General features: G+C 73.2%; 8 protein-coding genes. 2 read left to right on the top strand and 6 right to left on the bottom strand.

Annotated elements, in window-relative coordinates; genetic code table 11:
- Positions 1-512: 512 nt before the first annotated feature.
- Positions 513-1,784, bottom strand: a complete 1,272-nt coding sequence (gene tyrS / locus INN71_RS13500) for a tyrosine--tRNA ligase (protein ID WP_277498014.1) — start codon at positions 1,782-1,784, stop codon at positions 513-515.
- Positions 1,785-1,977: 193 nt separating this feature from the next.
- Here tyrS and INN71_RS13495 point away from each other — a divergent pair, with 193 nt between their 5' ends.
- Complete coding sequence (locus tag INN71_RS13495) at positions 1,978-3,444, top strand: MFS transporter (RefSeq protein WP_277498013.1); 1,467 nt, start codon at positions 1,978-1,980, stop codon at positions 3,442-3,444.
- A gap of 3 nt (positions 3,445-3,447) precedes the next feature.
- Here INN71_RS13495 and INN71_RS13490 read toward each other — a convergent pair whose 3' ends face one another.
- From INN71_RS13490 to INN71_RS13480, 3 genes are all read right to left on the bottom strand, one after another.
- Positions 3,448-3,900, bottom strand: coding sequence for a MarR family winged helix-turn-helix transcriptional regulator (locus INN71_RS13490; RefSeq protein WP_277498011.1), 453 nt, complete (start codon positions 3,898-3,900; stop codon positions 3,448-3,450).
- Positions 3,897-4,910, bottom strand: coding sequence for an ADP-ribosylglycohydrolase family protein (locus tag INN71_RS13485; RefSeq protein ID WP_277498010.1), 1,014 nt, complete (start codon positions 4,908-4,910; stop codon positions 3,897-3,899). The genes INN71_RS13490 and INN71_RS13485 overlap by 4 nt, the downstream gene beginning before the upstream one ends.
- A 70-nt stretch (positions 4,911-4,980) precedes the next feature.
- Positions 4,981-6,264, bottom strand: coding sequence for a Fic family protein (locus tag INN71_RS13480; RefSeq protein ID WP_277498009.1), 1,284 nt, complete (start codon positions 6,262-6,264; stop codon positions 4,981-4,983).
- Positions 6,265-6,331: 67 nt separating this feature from the next.
- Between INN71_RS13480 and INN71_RS13475 the strand changes: the two genes are divergently transcribed.
- Positions 6,332-7,267: a bile acid:sodium symporter family protein gene (locus INN71_RS13475; RefSeq protein ID WP_277498007.1), complete on the top strand. Its 936-nt coding sequence runs from the start codon at positions 6,332-6,334 to the stop codon at positions 7,265-7,267.
- A 45-nt stretch (positions 7,268-7,312) separates the two neighbouring features.
- Here the strand turns inward: INN71_RS13475 and INN71_RS13470 are convergent, their stop codons facing one another.
- Together INN71_RS13470 and INN71_RS13465 are read right to left on the bottom strand one after the other, a co-directional pair.
- A complete protein-coding gene (locus tag INN71_RS13470; RefSeq protein ID WP_277498006.1) occupies positions 7,313-7,681 on the bottom strand; it encodes a hypothetical protein in 369 nt (122 codons plus the stop codon).
- Positions 7,681-8,190 carry a pyridoxamine 5'-phosphate oxidase family protein gene (locus INN71_RS13465; protein ID WP_277498004.1) on the bottom strand — a complete coding sequence of 170 codons (510 nt, stop codon included), beginning with the start codon at positions 8,188-8,190 and terminating at the stop codon, positions 7,681-7,683. Before INN71_RS13465 ends, INN71_RS13470 begins: the two co-directional genes overlap by 1 nt.
- Positions 8,191-8,193: the final 3 nt, after the last annotated feature.

Below are 8,193 nucleotides of genomic sequence, written 5' to 3'. Positions count from 1 at the left end.
ACCAGCCACCAGCGAGCCGACGAGGCAAAAACAAACAAACTAATCCGTCGACTTATATGACACACTGTTGAGTTCTCAAGAATCACACGCGCACCGCTTGACCGGTATCTCTCCGGCCCCTCGGGGCTTGCGAGGTGAAACATTACCGGATGATTTCCCAGATGCAAACTCGGGGGTTTTCGTCCGATTCACCGCATACTTCGTAAGCCTCATTATCAGCTGGTTTCGCACACGGCAATTCCAACCTCTTCCGAGGCCTGCTCAGTTTGTGGTGGTCACCCGCGCCGGAAGCCCGACCTCTCGGTCTTGCTCCCCGTCGCGTTCCGGGCAACGAGGAAGAACATTACGCCGGGAGGTGGAGGCCGTCAAACGCTGGCGGCGTGACGTGGCGCACAGGCGGTTGACACCCCCGCCCGGGGCGGGGCGGGCCGCCGTACCCCCGTCCCGGGAACGACCGCGGGCCCGCACGAAGCGGGCCCACGGAGGAGTCGATCGGGTCGAGCGGGGCCGGGTCAGACGAGCTGCACGCCGGCGAGGTTCTTCTTGCCGCGGCGCAGCACCAGCCATCCGCCGTCGAGCGCGTCGTCGGGTCCCGGAACCAGGTCGGCGTCGGTCACCCGCTCGTTGTTCAGGTAGGCGCCGCCCTCGGAGATGGTGCGGCGCGCCTCCCCCTTGCTCTTCGCGAGCCCGGTCTCGACGAGCAGGTCGACGACCCCCAGGCGCCCGTCCCCCGCCGGCGCCGTGACCGACCCGGCCTCGACCAGGGCGGCGGCGAGCGTCGTACCCGGGAGCGCGCGCAGGTCGCCCCCGCCGAAGAGGGCCGCGGAGGCGGCCTCGATGCGGTCGGTCTCCTCGCTCCCGTGGACCAGCGACGTCACCTCGCGGGCGAGGGCCTTCTGGCCCAGGCGCAGGAACGGCTTCTCCGCGCTGCGGGCCTCGAGGTCGGTGATCTCGTCGTGGCTCAGGAAGGTGAACACCCGCAGGAGCTCACCGATCTTGGCGTCCTCGACGTTGAGCCAGAACTGGTAGAACGCGTACGGCGAGAGCATCTCGGGGTCGAGCCACAGCGCTCCCCCCTCGGTCTTGCCGTACTTCGTGCCGTCGGACTTCGTCAGCAGCGGGGTGCTGAACGCGTGGGCGTGGCCCTGCTCCACCCGCCGGATGAGGTCCGCCCCTGCCGTGAGGTTGCCCCACTGGTCGGAGCCGCCGAACTGCAGCGTCACCCCGTGGTCGCGGTGGAGGTTGAGGAAGTCCATCGACTGCAGGAGCACGTAGCTGAACTCCGTGTAGCTGATCCCCGAGTCGAGGCGCCGGCGCACCGTGTCGCGGGCCAGCATCCGGTTGACCGGGAAGTGCTTGCCGATGTCGCGCAGGAAGTCGATGGTCGACAGCGACGCGGTCCAGTCGTAGTTGTTGACCATCGTCGCGGCGTTGGGGCCTTCGAACGACAGGAACGGCTCGAGTTGGCCCCGGACCTTGTCCACCCACTCCTTCACGGTGTCGAGCGCGTTCAGCGTGCGCTCCCCCGAGTCGCGCGGGTCGCCGATGAGGCCGGTCGCCCCGCCCACCAGCAGGTACGGCGTGTGCCCCGCCTCCTGGAGCCGGCGGGCGGTGAGCACCTGCACCAGGTGCCCCATGTGGAGGCTGGGCGCGGTCGGGTCGAAGCCCACGTAGTAGCGGACGCTGCCCGAGCCCAGGTGGGAGTGGAGGGCGTCGCGATCGGTGGAGTTCGCGATGAGACCGCGCCACTCCAGATCGTCGAGGACGTTCGCGTGCGTGGACACCAGACAGCCTTTCCGACGGGTACGCCGGCGCACCTCGCCGGCGGTGGGCACCTCCGGCCCGGGGCCAGTCTGCCGCACGGGGCGCGTCGTACCGGTCGCGGACCACGGCGTGACCGGGACCTCACACCGTCTCGATAGTTGCCATCGGCAAGCATGTGTAGGGTGCACGGGTCGTCCACCCGAGGAGCAACCCGTGTCCGCACCCACCCGCCCGGCCGGCGCCAGCCCCGTGGCTGCCGTCGTCGTGCTCTGCGTCGGCGGCCTGGCCGCCGCCCTGACGCAGACCCTCGTCATCCCCATCCAGTCCGAGCTCCCCGAGCTGCTGGGCACGAGCGCGTCCAACGCGGCGTGGGTCGTCACGGTGACCCTGCTCGCCGGGGGCGTGGCGATGCCGGTCGCCGGGCGCATCGCCGACCTCGTCGGCAAGCAGCGGGTGCTCGTGGCCTCCGCAGCGATCCTCGTGGTGGGCTCGCTCGTCTGCGCGTTGGCCGACAGCCTCGTGCCGATGCTCGTCGGCCGCGCGCTGCAGGGCCTGGCCATGGGGTTCATCCCCGTCGGCATCTCACTGATGCGGGAGGTCACGCCTCCCCACCTGACCGCGACCGCGACGGCCGCGATGAGCGCCACCCTCGGCGTCGGCGGCGCCATCGGCCTGCCCCTGTCGGCGTGGATCGTGCAGGTCGGTGACTGGCACGCCCTCTTCTGGGTCGCCACGGTGCTCGCCGCCGTCATCCTCGTGCTGACCTGGGTGGCGATCCCGCACGTGCACGACGCCCAGCCCGGACGCCTCGACGTGGTCGGCGCCCTCGGCCTCGCGGTCGGTCTCGTCTCGTTCCTCGTCGGCATCTCCAAGGCGACCACCTGGGGCTGGGGCGACGCCCGCACCATCGGCGCCGTCGTCGCGGGCCTCCTCGTGCTGCTCGCCTGGGGCGCCTACGAGCTGCGCCAGGACGACCCGCTGGTCGACCTGCGGACCTCGTCGCGCAGGCCCGTGCTGATGACGAACATCGCCGCCGTCGCGATCGGGTTCGGCATGATGGCGCAGTCGATCGTCGTCCCCCAGCTGCTGCAGCTGCCGGAGATGACCGGCTACGGCCTCGGGCAGAGCATCCTCGCGGCGGGTCTGTGGATGGCTCCCGCCGGCCTGATGATGATGGTGTTCGCGCCCATCTCGAGCCGCCTCATCACCACCGTCGGCGCCAAGCAGACCCTCATGGCCGGCGCGTTCGTGCTCGGCGTGGGCTACCTGGTCGCCCTGTTCATGATGGACGCGCCGTGGCAGCTGCTCGTCGCCTCCTGCGTCTCCTCGGCTGGCGTGGGCATCGGCTACGCGGCCATGCCGACGCTGATCCTGGACGCGGCGCCCGCTCGCGAGGCGGCCTCCGCGGTCGGGCTGAACGCGCTCATGCGCTCGATGGGCACGACGATCGCGGCCGCCGTCATGGGCACGATCCTCACGAGCCGCACCCACTCCCTGGGCGGCGGCATCGAGATCCCCGCGGAGAGCGCGTTCCAGCTGTGCTTCGCTGCCGGCGCCGTCGCGGCGTTCCTCGGCATCGCCATCGCCGCGTTCATCCCGCGCCGCCGCGCGCCCGAGGGCTCGGCAGGCTCGGCAGGCCCGGCGGGCTCCGTCGACCGCGAGGCCGCCGAGGCCGTCTGACCCTCAGCCCTCGGGGGCGCCGTGCCCGTGCGCGCGGTCGAGCGCGTCGTTGAAGCTCCGCAGCTCCGCGGCGAGCGCGCGGGCACGGTCCACCCCCAGCTCGGCGACCGCCGCGCCCCACACGGCGGCCCGCAGCGCGATGTCGTTGCGGTAGGCCGCGAGGCCGGCGGCCGTCGGGCGCACCGTCCGCACCCGCAGGTCCTCGTCGGCGGTGCGCTCGACCAGGCCGCGGGTGACGGCGGCGCTGACCTGCCGGCTGACCGTGGAGCGCTCGAGCTGCAGCTCGTCGGCGAGGTCGGTCAGGGACTTGGGCCCGTCCTCGACCAGCCGCCACAGGATCCGGAACGCCGACTGGTCGAGCACCGACCCCTCGTACGACGTCGACCGGCGCGCGGCGAGGCGCATGACCTCGGGCCCGAGCGCCGCGAGCGCGGCCCCCCGCGCGTCGTCGCTCACGGCGTCGCCCCGTGCCCGGCCGCTCCACCCCGGAGCGCCGACGTCGCCAGCGCGACCAGGCCCCGGGCGTCCCCGCCGGCCGCCCGGCCGGGCCAGCCGTGGAGCGGCTCGGACCACTCCCGCGGTACGGCGGACGCCCCCCACCGCGCGCCGAGCAGGGCACCGGCGATCGCCGCGACCGTGTCGGTGTCGTTGCCGATGCGGATCGCGGTGGCCAGGGCGTCCTGCAGGTGCGCGGCCGGGGCCCCGTCCGGCACCGGGGTGTGGACGATCGCCGACCACGCGGCCTGCAGCGCGCCCCCGGCCCAGGTGTTCTCGGTGAAGGTCGACGGCGGGCGGCCCTCTGCCTCGTCGAGCATGCTCGACCAGCGGTCGCGCGCCGCGGGCGGCAGGTGGGCGAGCTGGTCGCGCGCCCCGTCGTACGTGCCGGTGAGGACCGCGTGGCGCACCATCAGGCACCACGTCGCGGCCGCCTCGCCCGCGAGCGGGTCGTGGTGGGTCAGCGCGCTGACGGCGTGGGCCGCCTTGACGAGCGCCGCGGGGTCGTCGAGGTGGGCGAGGGCGACCGGGGCGGTGCGCATGAGGGAGCCGTTGCCGGCCGACCGGCCGGTGCGGGCGTGCACCTGGGCGGCGGCGGCGCGCATCGCCGGCGCGGTGGTCGTCGCGCCGGCGATGGACAGCACGGCGCTCGTCTGGATGCCGACGTCGGCCGGCCCGGCCGCGAACCAGTCCGCGAACCGCTGGGCCACCGCGTCGAGTGCGGGCTCGGAGCGCAGGTCGGCGCCGGTGGCCGCGACCTCGGCGATCGCGAAGGCCTGCGCGGTGTCGTCGGTCCACTCCCCGGGGGCGAAGCCGCCGAGCCCGCCGCCGATCATCCGGGGGGCGGTGCACACGGGCGGCAACGGCGCCGACCCGAACTCGTAGCCGGCACCCAGCGCGTCGCCCGCCGCACTCGCGAGGAGCACGCCGACCCCCCGGTCGACCTGGTCGTCGGTCCACGTCCCGCTCATGCCGTCCCCCGTCCCGTCGCGTGCGTCGAGACGGAGGCTACTCGAGTAATTGTCACCATCACAATATGGCTCAGCGACCCCACGCCCGCGCCCAGACGGGCCCGTCGCGCCGGTCCCCGGCGTCGCGGAGGCTGAGCGACTCGATGCGGGTGTTGAGGTCGCGGACCTCGTCCAGCACCTCGTGGGCACCCCACACCCGGTCGGTCCGCCGCGGCGTCAGCGGCGCGAGCACGTCCGCGGCGTGGAGCCGGCGCAGCACCTCCTCGACCGCGACGTCGTCGATCCCCAGGCGGGCCGCGACGACGCCCGGCGTCACGATCGGCTCGGCCATGAGCACGCGCAGGGACCGGGCGAGCGGCGTACCCGGCTCGGGGTGGTCGAGCCGCTCGCTCCAGTCGTCGTGCACCACCTGGAGGCTTGTGACCGTGCGGCGGGCCTCGTGGGTGGCCCACATGGTCGCCGACGCGAGCAGGCCGATGATCGTGGCGGCGCGGCCGCGGCGGTAGTCGCCGAGCGCCTCGAAGTAGCGCTCGCGGTGGGCCGTGAGCCCCGAGGCGATGGGCACCGTGAGGTTGCGGGTCACGCCGCGGCGCCGCAGGACCGCGTGGATGAGGGTGCGACCGATGCGACCGTTGCCGTCGACGAAGGGGTGGATCGACTCGAACTGGGCGTGCACGATCGCGGCCTGCGCGAGCGGCAGCACGTCGTCCCGGTTCGCGAACGCGAACAGGTCCGCCAGGTAGTCGTCGATCGTCTCCGGCGGGGGCGGGACGAAGAGGGCGTTGCGGGGCGAGTAGTCGCTGCCGCCGATCCAGTTCTGCCGGTCGCGGACCGTGCCCGCGTTGCGGGCGTGGTCGGGGTGGCGGCGGAACAGGTCGTGGTGGGCCCGGCGCAGCCCGTCGGCGGTGAGCTCGCCCGCCGTACCGACGCGCACCACCATCCCCGACAGCGCCTCGGTCGCCGCCGCCATCGACACCGCCGAGGCGTTGGCCCGCTGCCCGACGAGGGCCTTGCCGTAGTCGGACAGGCTCGCCTCGACGTCCTCGATCTTGGAGGAGGCGATGGACTCGGTGCGCAGGAGCAGCTGGTTGAGCGCGCCGAGGTTGCGCCCGTGCACCTGGTCGAGGCGCACCAACCCGTCGAGGGCCGTCGCGAGGTGGGTGCGCAGCGCGCGGCTCGGCTCGTAGACCTCGTCCGCGATGCGGGGCGGGAGCCGCACGTCGATCGAACGGACGTCGCGGTCGGCCCGGGGGCCGCGGCCCGACTGCGACCGCCACGGTCGCCGCTCGGTGCCGTGGGGCGGCCAGTCGGCGGCCGGGTCGGTGACGGCGTCGGGCGCGGGGTGCGGCTCCACGGGGCGAGTCTGGCACGGCGCCCCGCACCGGCCAGCCGGGCGAAGAGCGGGACAGGCGGGGTGATCCGTGTCACAGTCAGCCCACCCGTCCCCAGGAGGAGCCGTGGACACCTCGTTGCTGACCGTGGGCCTGCCGCTCGCGCTCGCCGTCATCATGTTCGGCCTCGGCCTGTCGTTGACCGTCGACGACTTCCGCCGGATCGGCCGCCAGCCCAAGCCGGTCGTGGTCGCACTCGCCGCGCAGCTGGTGCTGCTGCCGCTGCTGTGCTTCGGACTCGTGGTGGCGCTCGACCTCGACCCCCTGCTGGCGGTCGGGATGATGCTGCTGGCCGCGTCGCCGGGCGGCACGACGGCCAACCTGTTCAGCCACCTGTTCCGCGGCGACGTCGCGCTCAACGTGACCCTGACGGCGGTGAACTCGGTCATCGCCGTGGTCAGCCTGCCGCTCGTGGTCAACCTGGCGATCGGCTACTTCGACCCCTCGGGCGCCGGCGACATCGGCCTGCAGTTCGGCAAGTCGCTGCAGGTCTTCGCGATCGTGCTGGTGCCCGTGGCGATCGGCATGGCGGTGCGACGCTCCTCCCCCGGGTTCGCCGCCCGGGCCGACAAGCCCGTGCGCATCGCCTCGGCGGTCGTGCTCGCGCTGGTCGTGGTGGGCGCCCTGCTCGCGGAGCGCGAGGACATCGGCGACTACCTCGCGGACGTCGGGCTCGTGACCACGCTGTTCTGCGTCGGCAGCCTGCTGCTGGGGTACGTCGTGCCCCGCGCCGCCGGCGTCGGCGCCCGGCAGGCGATGTCGTCGGCCTTCGAGGTGGGCATCCACAACAGCACGCTGGCCATCACGGTCGCGGTGAGCGTGCTCGACAACGAGAAGCTGGCCGTGCCGGCCGCCGTCTACGGCGTCATCATGTTCCCGCTCGGCTTCGCCGCCGGCCTGGCCCTGCGCCACCTCGTGGTCGACGAGCCCGAGCAGCAGGAAGCCCCCGCCGCGCCGCTCCGCTGAGGCGGGAACGGTACGACGGGGGCCCGCGCCGGTGTGCGCCGCCGGTCAGTCGTCCTTGAGGTCCGCGACGAGCACCGCGGTGTTGAGCAGCGCCCACCCGATCGTGGCGGCAGCCGTCTTGCGCTGCGCGGCAGGGTCGTCGAGCTTCTGCAGCAGCAGGGCGCAGTCGGTGAGGTCGGAGGCGATGCGCAGCCCGAGGCTGACGCGGCCGGCCTTCCTCGACCCGAGCACGCCGGTGAGGCTGACGAGGACGTCGCGGACGCCGTACGTCTTCGCGAGCCCGAGGTAGCTCGCCCGCTCCGTGCCCGTGATGCCGAGGGCGTCGGGCAGGTGCTGCGGGCGGGCGAGGGCGAAGACGCCGTACCCGGCGGTGGCCGCCGAGACCAGGCGGGTGGGCGTGAACCGGCCGCTCATCAGGCGTCCAGCCGCGCGGTCTCGTTGGTGGAGGGGAACTTGCCGGGGTCACCGGTGACGGCGGCGCGCACGCCGCCGATGAGCCGCTTGACCCGGGACTGCGAGGCCCCCCAGTACTCGGCCGTCTCGACGTGCACCTTGATGAGCGCGAGGTTGGGCGTGTCGAGACCCTCGGGGAACCAGACCTCGAGCGGCGCGGCCCACAGCTCCTCGGCCTTGGCCCGGTCGTGGACGAGCTCGGCGGCACCCGAGATCGACGTCCAGGCGTTGTGCTTGTCGTCGGAGAACGAGACGTTGACCTGCGGGTGCGTGCGCACCTCGGCCGCCTTGGGCGAGTCGTCGTAGGTGAAGAACCAGAGGTCGCCGTCGAACTCGACGTCCTGCAGCGCCATCGGGCGGCTGACGTGGCGGCCCTCCGACGTCATGGTCGTCAGCATCGCGATGCGCGCCTGGTCGACGAGCTCCGCGACCTTGGCGACGTCGTCCTGGGTGTCGTGGTCGTGCGTCATGCA

It is taken from the genome of Nocardioides sp. ChNu-153 (assembly GCF_030466625.1).
Lineage (GTDB): Bacteria > Actinomycetota > Actinomycetes > Propionibacteriales > Nocardioidaceae > Nocardioides.
Note: the sequence above shows the minus strand (reverse complement) of the source record. Positions and strands in the feature narration are given on the sequence as shown.